Genomic DNA, 16,406 nt, shown 5'->3' with positions numbered 1-16,406 from the left:
AGTATTGATCTCCATTTCGAATAGCCGACACTGTACGATACCCGCCCCTTCGGCGACGACTCGTATTACGCATTTTCCTGAATCACGACGGCCGCCCGATCTTCCGGGGCCGGCACGACGTGTCGAGTATGGAGAGATTTCCGGGCATGTCACGACACTCAGCGATCACCGACGTGGAAACCTACATGCAGCAGCTGGGGCGCGCGGCGCGTCAGGCGAGCGTGGCGCTGCGGCGGTTGCCGACCGGGCGCAAGAACGCGGCGCTGCTGGCGATGGCACGCCAGGTCGAGGCGTCGCGGCAGACGCTGCTGGCCGCCAATGCCCGCGACCTGGAGCGCGGGCGTGCCGGCGGGCTCGATGCCGCGCTGCTCGATCGTCTGGCGCTCGACGACCGACGCCTGGACACCATGATCGAAGGGCTCGAGCAGGTGGCCGCGCTGCCCGATCCGGTCGGCGAGATCGATGGCCTGCGCGCCCGGCCCAGCGGCATCCAGGTGGGGCAGATGCGGGTGCCGCTGGGGGTGATCGGGATCATCTACGAGTCGCGGCCCAACGTGACCCTGGAAGCCGCCAGCCTGTGTCTCAAGTCCGGCAACGCCTGCATCCTGCGCGGTGGCTCCGAGGCCAGCGAGAGCAACGCGGCGATCGCCGACTGCATCGCCGCCGGCCTGGCCGAGGCCGGGCTGCCGGAAGCGGCCGTGCAGGTGGTGGCGACCACCAACCGCGCCGCGGTGGGCCGGCTGATCGCCATGCCCGAGTTCGTCGACGTGATCATCCCGCGCGGCGGCAAGTCGCTGATCGAGCGGGTGTCCCGGGAAGCGCGGGTGCCGGTGATCAAGCACCTCGACGGGGTCTGCCACGTCTATGTCGATGCCACGGCCGACCTGGACAAGGCGCTGGCCATCGCCGTGAATGCCAAGACGCAGCGCTACGGCACCTGCAATACCATGGAGACGCTGCTGATCGACGCACCGGTGGCCGCCGAGCTGTTGCCGCGGCTGGCCGAAGCCTACGCGGAACATGGCGTCGAGCTGCGCGGCTGCGAGCGGACGCGGGCCGTGCTGACCGAGGTGACGCCGGCCGAGGAGGCCGACTGGCATGCCGAATACCTGGCGCCGGTGCTGGCGATCCGCGTGGTCGAGGGCATCGACGAGGCGATCGCCCACATCGAGACCTACGGCTCCCACCACACCGATGCCATCGTCAGCGAATCCTATTCGCTGGCACGGCGTTTCCTGGCCGAGGTGGACTCCAGCTCGGTGATGGTCAACGCCTCGACGCGCTTCGCCGATGGCTTCGAGTACGGCCTCGGCGCGGAGATCGGCATCTCCACGGACAAGCTGCACGCACGCGGCCCGGTGGGACTCGAAGGGCTGACCACGCGCAAGTACGTGGTACTCGGTGACGGCCAGATCCGTGGGTGATCCCGCGGGCCGTCCCGCCCGCATCGCCATGCTGGGTGGCACCTTCGATCCCGTGCACCTGGGGCACCTGCGCAGCGCGGTGGAACTGCACGAGGCCCTGGGGCTGGATCGGGTGCACATGATCCCGGCGCACGTGCCGCCGCATCGCCGCGCCCCCGGGGTCGACGCCGCCCGGCGCCTGGCGATGCTCGAGGCGGGGATCGGCGACACCCCGGGGCTGGTCGCCGACGATCGCGAGCTGCGTCGTCAGGGCCCCTCCTACAGCGGCGACACCCTGGCCTCCCTGCGCCGCGACTACGGCGCCCGGGCACGGCTGGTGATGGCAGTGGGAGCCGATGCCTTCTTCAAGCTGCATCAGTGGCGCGACCCGCAGCGGCTGTTCGAGCTGGCCCACGTGGTGGTGATCGATCGCCCCGACCATCGCCAGGCACTGCCCGCCGAAGTGAATCGCCTGATCGCGGGGCGCGAGGTCGACACCGCCGGCGCGCTGTTCGCCCGTTCCGCCGGCGGCGTGCTGCACCTGCGCCTGCCCAGCCGCATGGCGATCTCGGCGACGGGGCTGCGCGAGCGGCTGGCCGAGGGGCGCAGCGTGCGTTATCTGCTGCCCCGGGCGGTGGAGGATTACATTCGTGTGCACGATCTTTACCGCTGGCAGGAATTGTCGGGGTAGAATGGCGTCTGACGAGACCGTTGCTTACGAGGAGCTATGCAGACCGACGCACTCAAGACCCTGGCGATCGATGCCCTGGAGGAACTCAAGGGGCAGGACATCGCCGAACTCGATGTCTCGGCGCTGACCAGCGTCACCGATATCATGCTGGTGGCCAGCGGGACCTCGTCCCGCCACGTGGCGGCACTGGCCAACAACGTGGTCGAGAAGGCCAAGGAAGCCGGCGTGCGCCCTCTGGGGGTCGAGGGCAAGGCCGGCGACGAATGGATGCTGATCGATCTCGGCGATGTCGTGGTGCATGTGATGATGCCGGAAACCCGTCGACTCTATGATCTGGAACGCCTGTGGGCCGACATGCCTGCCGACGTCGAGGAGCGGGTCGGCGGAGGGCGGGCGTGAAGGTACGCCTGATCGCCGTGGGTAACCGCATGCCCGACTGGGTCGAGCGCGGTGTCGACGAGTACCGCAAGCGCCTGCCGCGGGACTTCGCGCTCGAGATCGTCGAGATCGCTCCCGGGGCACGCGGCAAGAATGCCGACGTGGCCCGGGCCGTGACGCTCGAGGGACAGCGCATGCGCGAGCGCCTGCGCGGCGACGAGCTGACGGTCGCGCTGGAAGTCGGCGGCAAGGCCTGGTCCACCGAGCGCCTGGCCCGGGAAGCCGACGACTGGCGTCATTCGGGGCGTGACGTGGCGCTGCTGGTGGGCGGCCCGGACGGTCTCGAGCCGGGGCTGTCGGCGGCGGCCGACCAGCGCTGGTCGCTGTCGGCCCTGACCCTGCCGCACCCCATGGTGCGGCTGATCCTCGCCGAACAACTCTACCGGGCCTGGACGCTCCTGGTGGGCCATCCCTATCACCGCTGACGACGTATCGATGTCACCATGTAGCAGCCACCACCGCCGATCCCGAGCGCACGCCGCCACGTCATGCCTGATGCCATGCCCGGGTCGCGATGCGTAAACGTCGTGATGCGCTGAAGAACCCCGAGCAGGAGCTGCGCGTCTTTCGCAACCGCTCGCTGCTGGCGGCGGCGCTGGTGGTGCTGATGTCCGGCGCGCTGGTGACACGGCTGGTCTATCTGCAGGTGGTCCAGCACGAGGTCTACACCACGCGCTCCGAGGACAACCGGGTGCGGGTCGAACCGCTGCCGCCGACCCGCGGGCTGATCTATGACCGCAACGGCCGGCTGGTGGCCGAGAACCGGCCCACCTACAACCTGACCATCGTGCCCGAGCGGGTCGATGATCTGGACGCCACGCTCGAGCTGCTGGTCGATATCCTGGATCTTCCGCCCGAAAAGGCCGAGATCTTTCACGAACGGGCCTACCAGCGGCAGCGTCCCTACCAGCCGGCATTGCTGATGAGCGAGCTGGATGAACGGCAGATCGCGCGGCTGGCCGTCAATCGCTATCGTCTCCCGGGGGTCGAGGTCGAGGCGCAGCTGCTGCGCTACTACCCCGACCCGAAGATCATGTCCCATGTGCTCGGCTACGTGGGGCGCATCAATGCCGAGGAACTTCGCGAGCTGGACAGCGGCGAGTATGCCGGCACCCACTTCATCGGCAAGACCGGGGTGGAGAAGCAGTACGAGTCGGTCCTGCACGGCAAGGCCGGCCTGCGCCAGGTCGAGGCCAACGCGCGGGGGCGGGTGGTCAAGGAGATCGGGCGCACCGATCCGGTGCCCGGCAAGGACATCGTGCTGACCATCGACGAGCGCCTGCAGCAGCTGGCCTATGACCTGCTGGACGGCCGGCGCGGCGCGATCGTCGCCATACAGCCCAAGACCGGCGACATCCTCGCCATGGCGTCGTCGCCGGGCTTCGACTCCAACCTGTTCGTCACCGGCATCAGCCGCAAGGATTACCGCGCCCTGCGCAACGACCTCGACCTGCCGCTCTACAACCGGGCGGCGCGCGGCCAGTATCCGCCGGCCTCGACGGTCAAGCCCTACATGGCGCTGGCCGGTCTGGCCAATGAGGTGATCTCGCCCGACAAGACGATCTTCGACCCCGGGTACTACAAGCTGCCGGGCTTCGACCGGCGTTATCACAACTGGCTGCGCTGGGGGCATGGGCGTGTCGACATGCGCCGGGCCATCGAGGTGTCCAACGACACCTACTTCTATCGCCTGGCCCATGAGCTGGGTATCGATCGGTTGTCGGCCTTCATGCACCGCTTCGGCTTCGGCGAGGATACCAGCTACGACGTCTACGGCGCCTCGAAGGGGCTGATGCCGTCAAGGGAGTGGAAGCGCGAGCGCAAGGGGCAGGTGTGGTTCCCCGGCGAGACCCTTTCGGTCGGCATCGGCCAGGGGTACTGGCTGGCCACGCCGCTGCAGATGGCCACGGCGCTGTCGGTACTCGCCAATCGCGGCAAGTGGGTAACGCCGCACCTGGCCAAGCGGATCGGCGACGAGCCGGTCAAGCCGCCGCCCGCCAAGCCCGATATCGAGCTCGACGACAAGTGGTGGGATCTGGTCCGCGACGCCATGGGGCGGGTGATGAGCGGCAGCGAGGGCACCGCGCGGCGTGTCGGTGCCGGGCTCGAGTACCGCATGGCCGGCAAGTCGGGCACGGCGCAGGTCTTCACGCTGGACAACGATGAGCGCTACAACGCCGACGAGCTCGAGAATCGCCTGCACGACCACGCCCTGTTCACCGCCTTTGCGCCGATCGACGACCCGCAGATCGCGGTGGCCGTGGTGGTGGAAAACGCCGGCGGCGGCAGCTCCCATGCCGCGCCGCTGGCGCGGGCGATCACCGATGCCTGGCTGCTGCCCGACGACAACGCGTTGGACAAGGCCGCGGCGGAAATCCGCGAGCGAGGGACCCATGCGACTCCGTGATTCGGCCCTTCTTCACTATCCGCGCAACGCCCGCGTCAAGCGTCGGGTGACGCTGTGGACGCGTATTCATCTCGATCCCTGGCTATGTGCCTTTCTGCTGCTGCTGCTGGGCGGTGGGCTGGTGGTGCTCTACAGCGCCAGCGGTCAGCGCCTATCGGTGGTGGAAGCCCAGGCGATGCGCCTCGGGGTGGCGCTCACGGCGATGGTGATCGTCGCCCAGTTCTCGCCGAAGACGCTGTGTCGCTGGTCGCCGGTGGCCTACGGGGCCGGGCTGCTGATGCTGATCGCCGTCGAGCTGATGGGGGATATCGGCATGGGCGCGCAGCGCTGGCTGGTGATTCCCGGAGTGATCCGCTTCCAGCCCTCCGAACTGATGAAGGTGGCGATGCCGATGATGATCGCCGCCTACCTCCATCGCCGGGCGCTGCCGCCGAGCCTGCCGGACCTGCTGGTGTGCGCCGTGATCATCGCCGTCCCGGTACTGCTGATCGCCCGGCAGCCCGATCTGGGCACCTCGCTGCTGGTGGCGGCCTCGGGCGTGTTCGTGGTGCTGCTGGCCGGCATCTCGTGGCGCATCGTCGCCGTGCTGGGGCTGCTGGCCGGCTCGGCGCTGCCGCTGCTGTGGATGAACATGCATGACTACCAGCGTCAGCGCGTGCTGACCTTCCTCAACCCGGAAAGCGATCCGCTGGGCTCGGGCTGGAACATCATCCAGTCGACCACGGCGATCGGCAGCGGCGGCATCTTCGGCAAGGGCTGGACGCTGGGCACCCAGTCGCAGCTGGAGTTTCTGCCGGAACGCCACACCGACTTCATCGTCGCGGTGCTCGGCGAGGAACTGGGGCTGATCGGCATGCTGAGCTTCCTGGCGGTCTACCTGCTGATCGTCGGCCGCGGGCTGGTGATGGCGAATCAGGCCCACGATACCTTCGGCCGGCTGGTCGGCGGCAGCCTGATCCTGACCTTCTTCATCTACGTGTTCGTCAACATCGGCATGGTCAGCGGCATTCTGCCGATCGTTGGGGTGCCGCTGCCCCTGGTCAGCTACGGCGGGACCTCCAGCGTGACGTTGCTGACCGGCTTCGGTATTCTCATGGCGATTCACGGGCACCGGCGGCTGCTGCCGCGCTGAACCGCCATTCCCGGTGGCGGCGACCATCGGCCAACAGGGAGATTCGACGACAATGAGCAAGTGGCTGGACCGTCGACAACGCGTGCTGCGGGCAGGGCTGCTGGGTGGCGTTTGCCTGCTGGCGGCCCTGCCGGCGGTGGGCGCCGACGAGACGTTCGACCCGGGCACGCATCCGGCGATCGCCCGCTGGGTCGACGCCCAGGTGGCTTCCGGCGCGGACCGCGGCTGGCTGGAAAAGGCCCTGAAGCAGGCGGCGTATCGCCAGGGCGTGCTCGAGGCGATGTCGAAGGCGCCCGAGCGCCACCTGCGCTGGGACGAGTATCGTGACATCTTCATCCAGCCGGAGCGCATCCAGGCGGGCGCCGACTTCGTGCGCGCGCATCGCGACGCCTTCGCGCGGGCCCGGGACACCTACGGCGTGGCGCCCGAAGTGATCGCCGCGATCATCGGCGTGGAAACCTACTACGGCCGCCATGCCGGCAGTCATCGCGTGCTCGACTCGCTGGCCACGCTGGCCTTCCACCATCCGTCGCGAGGCGAGTTCTTCCGCGGCGAGCTGGCGGCCTTCCTGACCATCACCCGCGAGCAGGGGGTCGACCCCGGTTCGCTGGAAGGCTCCTATGCCGGGGCGATGGGTTATCCCCAGTTCATTCCCACCAGCTATCAGGCCTACGCGGTAGACTTCGACGACGACGGCAAGCGGGACCTGTGGCATGACCCCGTCGACGCCATCGGCAGTGTCGGCAACTACTTCGCCCGGCATGGCTGGCAGGCGGGGGCGCCGATTGTCGCCGAGGCGACGGGCCCGGCCACACCGCCCGATGCCATCGCCTTCAATCGCACCCAGCCGCCCTATGAGCGCGTCGACGCCCTGGCCGCCGCCGGTGTCCAGGCAGAGGATTCGAGCCTGGCGGCGGATCGCCAGGTGATTCCGCTGGCCCTCGACGTGGCCGACGGCAAGACCCGTTATCGCCTCGGCTTCCGCAACTTCTACGTCATTACCCGCTACAACCACAGCCACCTCTATGCCATGGCGGTGGCCACCCTGGCCGAGCGCATTCGCGAGGCCCTGGAGGCGCCGGCATGACACGCGCGTGGTGGCTGCCGGCGATGCTGGTCGCGCTGCTGGTCCTGGCCGGCTGTGCCGGTGACGGGGCCCGGCAGGGCGGCGGGCGTTATGCCATGGGCGAGGATGCCTATCCCGACAGCCCGCCCGATGTCTCGCAGGTTCCCGATGCCGTGCCCCGGGTCGAACCACGTGCCGAGAGCGGCAACCGCTCGACCTACCGGGTGTGGGGCAGGACCTATCATGTGCTCTCCGACCCGCGAGGCTACGAGGCGGAGGGCACCGCCTCCTGGTACGGCAAGAAGTTCCAGGGGTATGACACTGCCAGCGGCGAGCCCTACGACATGTACAAGATGTCGGCGGCGCATCGGACCCTGCCGTTGCCGACCTATGCCCGGGTGACCAACACCGACAACGGCCGCTCGGTCATCGTCCGCGTCAACGACCGGGGGCCGTTTCATGGCAACCGGCTGATCGATCTTTCCTATGCGGCTGCGGCGCGGCTGGGTATCCTTCGCCACGGCACGGGGCATGTGCGGGTCGAGGCGATCGACCCGGTGGCCTGGCAGGCTCGGCATGGCAAGTCGACGGCGGGCGAGGGCGAGTCGGTCGCCGCCGCGAAGTCGCCGACGAAGAGGCAGGCGGCAGTGGCGACACGGGCCGCTCCGGCAAAGGCTCCGCCCCGGGCCGTGTCGCTGTCGCCGCGCAAGGCGTCCGACACCGGCTCGGCGTCGGGCGGGCCGGCAGAAGGCATGTTCTATCTGCAGGTGGCGGCGCTGGGGTCGGCCGGCAATGCCGAGCGGCTGCGTGAGCGCCTGCAGTCCCGTCTCGATCGACCGGTGCGCATCGACAACGGCGGCCGGCTACATCGAGTTCAGGTCGGCCCGGTGGCCGATCGTCCGGCGCTGGAGGCGCTGCGGCGCGAGCTTCAGCAGGCCGGCTTCGCGCAGGCTTTCACCGTTACCGCCGGTCAGCAATGATGACCGATGGATTTCCCTGACAACCAGCAACGAGAAACACGCGTCATGAGACTGTCCCTTTTTCCCTCTCGTCCCTGGCATGGTCTGGCTGTTGCCGTCACCGCGTTCTGTATCGCGATAGTCCAGCCCGTGATGGCCGAACAGCAGCCCCAGCCGGATTCCCAGCAGCAGCAGAAGACCCTGCCGCAGCCGATGATTCCTTCGCCGCCGAGCCTTGCTGCGTCGTCGTGGATCCTGCTCGACGCCAACAGCGGCGAGGTGCTGGTCGAGCACAATGCCGACGAGCGGCTGCCGCCAGCCAGTCTGACCAAGATGATGACCGCCTATATCGTCGAGAAGGAGATCGACGACGGCAACATCTCCGACGACGACATGGTCACCATCAGCGAGCATGCCTGGCGCACCGGCGGGTCGCGGATGTTCGTGCGCGAGGGCACCCAGGTCAAGGTCGATGACCTGCTTCATGGCGTGGTCATTCAGTCGGGCAATGATGCCAGTGTTGCCCTGGCCGAATACGTCGCCGGTTCCGAGTCGTCGTTCGCCGACCTGATGAACCAGCAGGCGCAGCGCATGGGACTCAAGAACACCCATTTCGCCAACGCTACCGGCCTGCCCCACGAGGATCACTACTCGTCCGCCCGGGACCTGGCGACGATCGCCCGACACATCATCCGGGATTATCCGGATCACTATCAGATCTATTCCAAGAAGTACTTCACCTACAACGATATCCGCCAGCCCAACCGCAACCGCCTGCTGTGGCGGGACCCGGCGGTCGACGGCCTGAAGACCGGGCATACCGAGGAGGCCGGATACTGTCTGGTGTCTTCCGCCAAGCAGGACGACATGCGGCTGATTTCCGTGGTGATGGGCACCAAGTCCGACGAGGCCCGCGCCCAGGAGTCGCAGAAACTGCTCAGCTACGGCTTCCGCTTCTTCGACACCTTCAAGCTCTACCAGCGGGGTGCCGTACTCAATCAGCCGCGTATCTGGGGCGGGGCGAGCGATGCCCTCAAGCTGGGTGTGACCCAGGACATCTACCTGACCGTGCCGCAGGGCCGGCGTGATGAAATGACCGCCAAGCTGAACATTCCGGAGACCATCAAGGCGCCGGTACAGGCCGGTCAGCAGCTGGGCACGCTGCAGGTCAAGCTGGGTGGCAAGGTGATCCGCGAGCAGCCGCTGGTGGCGCTGCAGAGCGTGGAGCAGGGCGGCTTCTTCAAGCGTATCTGGGATGCGATCGTGCTGTTCGTGACCGGCCTGTTCTGAGGCCACCCGCGCCCGGTGGTGGTCGATTGCCGGGCGCCATGCTTGCCCTGGGTACCGGTCGACCTTGGTCGACCGGTACAGGTTGCGTAGAATACTCGGAAATGGCTTTCACCGAGTGACCCTCATGAACGACAAATCCCTGCGCGACCTGCGGGTCGAGACGCCGACCTCCGGGGTCGAGCGGCCTCGGGTCGAGTTCCCCTGTGACTATCCCATCAAGATCGTCGGCGATGCCGCGCCGGACTTCGAGCAAGTCGTGATCGAGATCGTCGAGCAGCATGCCCCGGGCGTCGATCGCACCACCATCAATGCCGTGGACAGCCGCAACGGGCGCTTTCGCTCCGTTCGCGTGACCATCACCGCGACCGGCCATGACCAGCTCGAGGCGCTGTTCGCCTCGCTGAAGGCGACCGGCCGTGTGCACATGGTGGTGTGATGACGAGCGACAGCGGCCGTCTGCCGGTTCAGGTGCAGCGCCTCGGGCGGCGCGACTATCTGCCCGTCTGGCAGGCGATGCGCGAGCTCACCGACCAGCGTGACGCCGACACGCCCGACCAGTTCTGGCTCGTCGAGCATGATCCGGTGTTCACCCAGGGGCAGGCCGGCAAGCCCGAGCACCTGTTGATGCCCGGCGATATCCCGGTGGTGGCCACCGATCGCGGCGGTCAGGTGACCTATCACGGCCCCGGTCAGGTCGTGCTCTACCCGCTACTCGATGTGCGGCGTGCCGGCCTGGGCGTGCGCGATCTGGTGACGGCGCTGGAGAACGCGGTCGTCGCCCTGCTGGCGGGGTACGGCGTGACGGCAAAGGCACGCCCCGATGCCCCGGGGGTCTACGTGGGCGAGGCCAAGATCGCTTCGCTGGGGCTGCGTATCCGTCGCGGGTGCAGCTTTCACGGCGTGGCCCTCAACGTCGATGGGGACCTGTCGCCCTTCCTGCGCATCAATCCCTGCGGGTATGCCGGCATGGCGATGACGCGGCTTGCCGATCTGATCGATGACTGCCCGGATGTCGATACGGTGGCCGGGCGCTTGGCCGAGTGTCTGGCCCGTGAGCTGGGTCGTGAGCTAATCCTGGCCGAGGCATAGCCTGTGCGGGAAAAGCGGGCATGAAAAACCCGGCGGCCTTTACAGGCTGCCGGGTTTTTTCATGCGTGGGGGCGGCGCTCAGCCGACGTTGACGGCGTCGATGCGGTTCGGATCGGAGGACTGCCCGGGCACCTCGGCGGGGGCTGCCAGGCCCAGGTTGTTCTTCTCGAACACCCGATCCGCTCGATAGCTGGAACGCACCAGCGGACCCGAGGGCACTTCCATGAAACCCTTTTCCAGCCCCAGCACCCGGTAGCGTTCGAACTCCTCGGGGGTGACCCAGCGCTCCACCGGCAGGTGGTTGCGCGTCGGCTGCAGGTACTGCCCCAATGTCACGATATCGACGCCGATGGCCCGCAGGTCATCGAAGGTCTGCAGGATCTCTTCCTCGGTTTCCCCCAGGCCCAGCATCAGGCTGGTCTTGGTGATCACCTCGGGGCGATGGCGCTTGGCATGGGCGAGGACGTCGAGGGTCTTGCGATAGCCGGCCCGCGGGTCGCGCACGCGCTGGGTCAGGCGCTCCACGGTCTCGACGTTCTGGGCGAACACCTCGAGGCCCGAGTCGACGACCTGCTCGATGGCGCTGGGCGCCCCGTCGAAGTCCGGGGTCAGGGCTTCCACGGCGACCTCGGGGGTATGTTCCTTGATGGCGCGGATGCAGTCGGCATAGTGGCTGGCGCCGCCGTCCGGCAGGTCATCGCGGTCCACCGAGGTGAGCACCACGTAGCGCAGCCCCATCAGCTCCACCGACTTGGCGGTGTTGGCCGGTTCCTCGGCGTCGAGCCAGCCCCGCGGGTTGCCGGTGTCGACGGCGCAGAAACGGCAGGCCCGGGTGCACACCGAGCCCATCAGCATGATGGTGGCGGTGCCGTTGCTCCAGCATTCGCCCATGTTGGGGCAGTGTGACTCGGCGCAGACGGTGCTCAGCCGGTGTTCGGCGACGTTGCGCTTCACGGCGTCGAAACGCCCGCCGCCGGGAATCTGGGCGCGCAGCCACTGGGGCTTGCGCCCGCCGACGCCACCGCCTTCGCTCTGGTTGCGAGACTTCATGCCATCCTTGATGGCGGCGATGCCGTGATCGTTGCGGTATTTCTTGCCGCTGGTGACGCGCTGGGAGGGGGTGTCGCTCATGGTTCTTGAGCCTCTCTGCAAGCCGGCCGCTGGCGCCGGAACGCCGGCACTGCCGCGGGGGCATGGGCGCTGCGCCGAATGGCGGTTCCGGGCGGCCGGGCATGACGGATGATGCGTGGATCGATGGCCTCAACATACCACACGAGGCCCGGTTCTGGACAGCGAGCGCCGGCCTGGCCAGGGCTATTGCCGATAGCTGAAACATGGCTCGGGCTGAGCCGACGGCAGGCCTGCGAGGAGGCGCTGTAGACCCTTCCCTGGGCGCTACCGATGCCATCCCTGGCATCGGACCTCCTCTCCAGCCTGCCCCCGGCGCCCTCGTCGAAGCCAACTGCGATTGCCCTGCCGGCGCGGCGCTCAGGCGTCGACCATCGGCAGGCACACGAAGCTGGGCCCGGGGGCGGGCTCGATCGGTGCCTTGAAATGGGCGTTGAGCTCCGGCAGCAGTTCGCGCACGAAACGCATGAACAGCTCGGTGACCGGGGTCGGGTAGCGGTCCTTGGGGTAGACCGTGCACCAGGAGCGCTTGAGCGGAAAGCCGGGCAGGTCGGGGGAGGCGAGCAGCCCCGAGGCCAGCTCGAGCTGAACCGCCAGGCGCGGCAGCACCGCCACGCCGAGATGGGCCATCACGCCCTGCTTGATCGCCTCGTTGGTGCCCATTTCCAGCGTGTGCGCCAGGGAGACACGCTCGCGCGCGACGAACTCCTCGAAGGCGGTGCGCGTGCCGGAGCCGGGTTCGCGCATCAGCACGTAATGGCGCGTGAAGTCTTCCAGCGTGGGCTGCGTGGCGGTGAGCAAGGGATGCCCGGGCCAGACGATGGGAATCATCTCGTTGTCGAGAATCGGCATGAAGGCCAGGTTGGCGTCGTCGGGCACCATGCCCATGATCACCAGGTCGTCGCGTCGCTCGGCGAGACGCTCCAGTGCCTGACCGCGATTGCACACCCGCAGTCGGATGTGGACTTCCGGATAGCGGGCACGGAAACGCGCCAGGATGTGCGGCACCACATACTGGGCGGTGGAGACTGCCGTGAGAATGAGCTCGCCGCGGATCGTGCCGGCCAGTTCGGACAGTTCCATCTGCAGGCTCGAGACCTGGCCGAAGATCGACTGCACGGTGGCCGCCAGAGCGTCGGCGGCGGGCAGCACGTGCAGGGTTTTGCCGGCGTACTTGAACAGCGGCTGCTCGAGAGCCTGTTCCAGCTGACGGATTTGGGCGCTGACCGCGGGCTGGGTGAGCCCCAGTTGCTCGGCCGCGCGCGAATAGGATTGCTGGCGGTGAACGGCCTGAAAGACCTGAAGCTGGCGAAAGGTCAGTCTGTTGAGCAGGTGCGGGCGCGACATGGCGGTTTCCGTTACAGGTATAAGCGCTACCTTATAGGTTGGCAAAAAAATATCAATTTTTCTATTGGTGTTTGCCCGGGGTAGCGTAAAAGCCACACCCAACACGGCCGCGGCAACGGACAAGCCACCCTTGAGTTTTTCGCATGCCCGTCGTGGACGCAACCCTGGAGGACAGCCTGTGTTCCGGAAACTGTTGATCGCCAATCGCGGCGAGATTGCCGTACGGATCGTGCGCGCCTGTGCCGAAATGGGGATCCGTTCCGTCGCCATCTATACCGAGCCGGATCGCTTCGCGCTGCACGTCAAGCGGGCCGACGAGGCCCACTTCGTCGGCGACGATCCCCTGGCGGGCTATCTCGATCCGCGCCGCATCGTCGACCTGGCCCGCGAGACGGGCTGCGATGCCATTCACCCCGGCTACGGCTTTCTTTCCGAGAATGCCGACCTGGCCCGCATCTGCGCCGAGGCGGGGATCGCCTTCGTCGGCCCGGATGCCTCGGTGATCGCACGGATGGGCGACAAGACCGCGGCGCGCGCGGCGATGCGAGAGGCCGGCGTGCCGGTGACGCCCGGCTCGCAGGGCAACCTGGAAAGCCGCGAGGCGGCCCTCGCCCTGGCCGACGAGATCGGCTACCCGGTGATGCTCAAGGCCACCTCGGGCGGCGGCGGGCGCGGCATCCGCCGCTGCGACGATGCCCGGCAGCTCGAGCAGGCCTGGGAGCGGGTGATTTCCGAAGCCACCAAGGCCTTCGGCAGCGCCGACGTGTTCATGGAGAAGTGCGTGGTCGAGCCGCACCACATCGAGGTGCAGATCCTCGCCGATCGCCACGGTCACGTCATCCATCTGTTCGAGCGCGACTGCTCGATCCAGCGCCGCAACCAGAAGCTCATCGAGATCGCCCCCAGCCCGCAGCTGACCCCCGAGCAGCGCGCCTATGTCGGCGAGCTGGCGGTGCGCGCCGCCAAGGCGGTGGGTTACGAGAACGCCGGCACCGTGGAGTTCCTGGTCAAGGGCAACGAGATCTACTTCATGGAGATGAACACCCGCGTCCAGGTGGAGCACACCATCACCGAGGCGATCACCGGGGTCGACATCGTCCGTGAGCAGATCCGCATCGCCGCCGGGCTCAAGCTGGCCTTCCGCCAGGAGGACATCCACCACCACGGCTACGCGATCCAGTTCCGCATCAATGCCGAGGATCCCCGCAACGACTTCCTGCCGTCGTTCGGCCGCATCACCCGCTACTACGCGCCCGGCGGCCCCGGGGTGCGCACCGACACGGCAATCTATACCGGCTACACGATCCCGCCGTATTTCGACTCGATGTGCCTGAAGCTGATCGTCTGGGGGCTGACCTGGGAGGAAACCCTGGACCGGGGCATCCGGGCACTCAACGACATGCGTCTGCAGGGGGTCAAGACCACCGCGCCCTATTACCAGGAGATCCTGCGCCATCCCGACTTCCGCAGCGGCGAGTTCGATACCGGCTTCGTCCCGGCGCATCCCGAACTGCTCAACTACTCGGTGAAGCGCAACCCCGAAGAGGTCGCGCTGGCCATCGCTGCCGCCATCGCCGCCCACGCCGGACTATAAGGAGAGATTCATGAGCCCGAAGCAACCCGACCGGGTCCACGTCACCGACGTCGTGCTGCGTGACGGTCACCAGTCGCTGATCGCCACCCGCATGCGCACCGAGGACATGCTGCCGATCTGCCCGCAGCTGGACGCCATCGGCTTCCACTCCCTCGAGGTCTGGGGCGGGGCGACCTTCGACGCCTGCGTGCGCTTCCTCAAAGAGGACCCCTGGGAGCGCCTGCGCTCGCTGAAGGAGGCGCTGCCCAGCACGCCGCTGCAGATGCTGCTGCGCGGCCAGAACCTGCTCGGCTATCGGCATTACGCCGATGACGTGGTGGAGCGCTTCGTCGCCCGTTCCGCGGAGAACGGCATCGACATCTTCCGGGTGTTCGATGCGCTCAACGACCTGCGCAACCTCGAGACCGCGATGGCCGCGGTCAAGGCCAGCGGCAAGCACGCCCAGGGCACGCTGTGCTACACGGTCAGCCCGGTGCACACCCTGGCGATGTACGTCGACCAGGCGCGGCGGCTGGTCGAGATGGGCGCCGATTCCATCGCCATCAAGGACATGGCCGGGCTGCTCACGCCGTATGCCGCCGAGGAGCTGGTCGCCGCGCTGAGCGAGGCCGTCGACGTACCCATCCAGCTGCACGCCCACGCCACCTCCGGGCTTTCGGCGCTGTGCCAGCTCAAGGCGATCGAGGCCGGTTGCCGGCACATCGATACCTGCAACTCGGCGTTCGCCGGCGGCACCAGCCATCCCTCCACCGAGTCGATGGTCGCCGCCCTGCAGGGCACCGGCTACGACACCGGGCTGGATCTGGAGGCGCTCAAGGAAGTGGGGGACTACTTCCGCGAGGTGCGCGGGAAGTACGCCGCCTTCGAGAGCGAGTTCACCCGCGAGGACGTCTCGGTACAGATCAATCAGGTGCCGGGCGGCATGATGTCCAACCTCGCCAACCAGCTCAAGGAACAGAACGCGCTGGGCAAGATCCGCGAGGTGTTCGCCGAGATCCCGCGGGTGCGTGCCGACCTCGGCTACCCGCCGCTGGTCACGCCGACCTCGCAGATCGTCGGCACCCAGGCGGTGATGAACGTGCTCACCGGCGAGCGCTACAAGAGCATCACCAACGAGGTCAAGCGTTACCTGCTGGGCGGCTATGGCCACCCGCCGGCCGAGGTCAACGAGACCGTCCGGCGCCAGGCCATCGGCAACGAGCCGGTCGAGGAGGGGCGGCCGGCCGACAGCCTGTCGCCCGAGATGACACGCCTGACCGGCGAGATCGGCGAGCTGGCCGAGAGCGAGGAGGATGTGCTGACCTTCGCCATGTTCCCCGATCTGGGACGTGACTACCTGCAGGGTCGCCGCGACGGCACGCTGTCGCCCGAGCCGCTGCCCAGCGCCGAGCCGGCCGAGCGCCCGGTGACCGAGGGCGTGCCCACCGAGTTCGTCATCGACGTGCACGGTGAGTCCTACGAGGTGCAGATCACCGGCGTGGGGCGCACCGGCGACAAGCGCCAGGTCTACCTGACCCTGGACGGCATGCCCGAGGAGGTGGTCTTCGAGGCCAAGGACGATTATGTCGGCGGCGGCGAGTCGGGGCGCGCCAAGGCCTCCGCGCCCGGTCACGTGACCACCTCGATGCCCGGCAACATCGTCGACGTGCTGGTCGAGGTCGGCGACGCGGTCGAGGCGGGGCAGGCCGTGCTGATCACCGAGGCGATGAAGATGGAAACCGAGGTGCATGCCCGGGTCGCCGGCAGCGTCAAGGCCGTGCACGTGTCGCGCGGCGACCGGGTGACCCCCGGCGAGGTGCTGATCGAGATCGAGTGACACGGCACGCTCGACACCACTTGCTTGCCCGGCATCAATGCCGGGC

General features: G+C 67.7%; 15 protein-coding genes. 13 read left to right on the top strand and 2 right to left on the bottom strand.

Going from position 1 to position 16,406, the window contains the following annotated elements; translation table 11 throughout:
- The first annotated feature begins 146 nt into the window (after window positions 1-146).
- The 11 genes from G7A98_RS07775 to lipB all read left to right on the top strand — a co-directional run bounded on the left by G7A98_RS07775 (window position 147) and on the right by lipB (window position 10,475).
- On the top strand, window positions 147-1,424 hold the full coding sequence (locus tag G7A98_RS07775) for a glutamate-5-semialdehyde dehydrogenase (protein WP_205596237.1): 1,278 nt from the start codon (window positions 147-149) through the stop codon (window positions 1,422-1,424).
- Between the two features lie 28 nt (window positions 1,425-1,452).
- Window positions 1,453-2,094, top strand: coding sequence for a nicotinate-nucleotide adenylyltransferase (gene nadD / locus G7A98_RS07770; protein WP_163649151.1), 642 nt, complete (start codon window positions 1,453-1,455; stop codon window positions 2,092-2,094).
- Between the two features lie 36 nt (window positions 2,095-2,130).
- Window positions 2,131-2,493, top strand: coding sequence for a ribosome silencing factor (gene rsfS / locus G7A98_RS07765; protein ID WP_163649085.1), 363 nt, complete (start codon window positions 2,131-2,133; stop codon window positions 2,491-2,493).
- Entirely contained in the window at window positions 2,490-2,957 is a 468-nt protein-coding gene (rlmH, locus tag G7A98_RS07760; RefSeq protein WP_163649079.1) for a 23S rRNA (pseudouridine(1915)-N(3))-methyltransferase RlmH, read from the top strand. Before rsfS ends, rlmH begins: the two co-directional genes overlap by 4 nt.
- Window positions 2,958-3,046: 89 nt before the next feature.
- The gene (mrdA, locus tag G7A98_RS07755) at window positions 3,047-4,939 is read left to right on the top strand and encodes a penicillin-binding protein 2 (protein WP_163649077.1); all 1,893 of its coding nucleotides are present in this window, start codon (window positions 3,047-3,049) and stop codon (window positions 4,937-4,939) included.
- The gene (gene rodA, locus G7A98_RS07750; RefSeq protein WP_163649075.1) at window positions 4,926-6,071 is read left to right on the top strand and encodes a rod shape-determining protein RodA; all 1,146 of its coding nucleotides are present in this window, start codon (window positions 4,926-4,928) and stop codon (window positions 6,069-6,071) included. Before mrdA ends, rodA begins: the two co-directional genes overlap by 14 nt.
- A 52-nt stretch (window positions 6,072-6,123) precedes the next feature.
- On the top strand, window positions 6,124-7,158 hold the full coding sequence (gene mltB / locus G7A98_RS07745; RefSeq protein WP_163649074.1) for a lytic murein transglycosylase B: 1,035 nt from the start codon (window positions 6,124-6,126) through the stop codon (window positions 7,156-7,158).
- Entirely contained in the window at window positions 7,155-8,117 is a 963-nt protein-coding gene (locus G7A98_RS07740; RefSeq protein ID WP_163649073.1) for a septal ring lytic transglycosylase RlpA family protein, read from the top strand. The genes mltB and G7A98_RS07740 overlap by 4 nt, the downstream gene beginning before the upstream one ends.
- Window positions 8,118-8,249: 132 nt before the next feature.
- Complete coding sequence (locus G7A98_RS07735; RefSeq protein WP_224416770.1) at window positions 8,250-9,386, top strand: D-alanyl-D-alanine carboxypeptidase family protein; 1,137 nt, start codon at window positions 8,250-8,252, stop codon at window positions 9,384-9,386.
- Window positions 9,387-9,510: 124 nt separating this feature from the next.
- The gene (locus tag G7A98_RS07730; RefSeq protein WP_163649072.1) at window positions 9,511-9,822 is read left to right on the top strand and encodes a DUF493 domain-containing protein; all 312 of its coding nucleotides are present in this window, start codon (window positions 9,511-9,513) and stop codon (window positions 9,820-9,822) included.
- Complete coding sequence (lipB, locus tag G7A98_RS07725) at window positions 9,822-10,475, top strand: lipoyl(octanoyl) transferase LipB (protein WP_163649070.1); 654 nt, start codon at window positions 9,822-9,824, stop codon at window positions 10,473-10,475. The genes G7A98_RS07730 and lipB overlap by 1 nt, the downstream gene beginning before the upstream one ends.
- Before the next feature lie 78 nt (window positions 10,476-10,553).
- Here lipB and lipA read toward each other — a convergent pair whose 3' ends face one another.
- Both lipA and G7A98_RS07715 read right to left on the bottom strand, forming a co-directional pair.
- Window positions 10,554-11,606, bottom strand: a complete 1,053-nt coding sequence (gene lipA, locus G7A98_RS07720) for a lipoyl synthase (RefSeq protein WP_163649069.1) — start codon at window positions 11,604-11,606, stop codon at window positions 10,554-10,556.
- A gap of 357 nt (window positions 11,607-11,963) precedes the next feature.
- On the bottom strand, window positions 11,964-12,950 hold the full coding sequence (locus tag G7A98_RS07715) for a LysR family transcriptional regulator (RefSeq protein WP_163649068.1): 987 nt from the start codon (window positions 12,948-12,950) through the stop codon (window positions 11,964-11,966).
- 178 nt (window positions 12,951-13,128) lie between these two features.
- Between G7A98_RS07715 and G7A98_RS07710 the strand changes: the two genes are divergently transcribed.
- Window positions 13,129-14,544 (top strand): acetyl-CoA carboxylase biotin carboxylase subunit, encoded by a 1,416-nt coding sequence (locus G7A98_RS07710; protein ID WP_163649066.1) that lies wholly within the window; start codon window positions 13,129-13,131, stop codon window positions 14,542-14,544.
- Between the two features lie 10 nt (window positions 14,545-14,554).
- Window positions 14,555-16,360, top strand: coding sequence for a sodium-extruding oxaloacetate decarboxylase subunit alpha (gene oadA, locus G7A98_RS07705; protein ID WP_163649065.1), 1,806 nt, complete (start codon window positions 14,555-14,557; stop codon window positions 16,358-16,360).
- Window positions 16,361-16,406 lie beyond the last annotated feature (46 nt).

The organism is Modicisalibacter sp. 'Wilcox' (genome assembly GCF_010993675.1).
GTDB classification, from domain to species: Bacteria; Pseudomonadota; Gammaproteobacteria; order Pseudomonadales; family Halomonadaceae; genus Modicisalibacter; species Modicisalibacter tunisiensis.
The sequence above is the reverse complement of the archived record's forward strand: the minus strand, read 5'-3'. Positions and strand labels throughout refer to the sequence as shown.

Coding starts and splice junctions, on each gene's coding strand:
- G7A98_RS07775 (WP_205596237.1), top strand. CDS start 147: ATGTCACGACACTCAGCGATCACCGACGTGGAAACCTACATGCAGCAG.
- nadD (WP_163649151.1), top strand. CDS start 1,453: ATGCTGGGTGGCACCTTCGATCCCGTGCACCTGGGGCACCTGCGCAGC.
- rsfS (WP_163649085.1), top strand. CDS start 2,131: ATGCAGACCGACGCACTCAAGACCCTGGCGATCGATGCCCTGGAGGAA.
- mrdA (WP_163649077.1), top strand. CDS start 3,047: ATGCGTAAACGTCGTGATGCGCTGAAGAACCCCGAGCAGGAGCTGCGC.
- rodA (WP_163649075.1), top strand. CDS start 4,926: ATGCGACTCCGTGATTCGGCCCTTCTTCACTATCCGCGCAACGCCCGC.
- mltB (WP_163649074.1), top strand. CDS start 6,124: ATGAGCAAGTGGCTGGACCGTCGACAACGCGTGCTGCGGGCAGGGCTG.
- G7A98_RS07740 (WP_163649073.1), top strand. CDS start 7,155: ATGACACGCGCGTGGTGGCTGCCGGCGATGCTGGTCGCGCTGCTGGTC.
- G7A98_RS07735 (WP_224416770.1), top strand. CDS start 8,250: ATGGCCGAACAGCAGCCCCAGCCGGATTCCCAGCAGCAGCAGAAGACC.
- G7A98_RS07730 (WP_163649072.1), top strand. CDS start 9,511: ATGAACGACAAATCCCTGCGCGACCTGCGGGTCGAGACGCCGACCTCC.
- lipB (WP_163649070.1), top strand. CDS start 9,822: ATGACGAGCGACAGCGGCCGTCTGCCGGTTCAGGTGCAGCGCCTCGGG.
- lipA (WP_163649069.1), bottom strand. CDS start 11,606: ATGAGCGACACCCCCTCCCAGCGCGTCACCAGCGGCAAGAAATACCGC.
- G7A98_RS07715 (WP_163649068.1), bottom strand. CDS start 12,950: ATGTCGCGCCCGCACCTGCTCAACAGACTGACCTTTCGCCAGCTTCAG.
- oadA (WP_163649065.1), top strand. CDS start 14,555: ATGAGCCCGAAGCAACCCGACCGGGTCCACGTCACCGACGTCGTGCTG.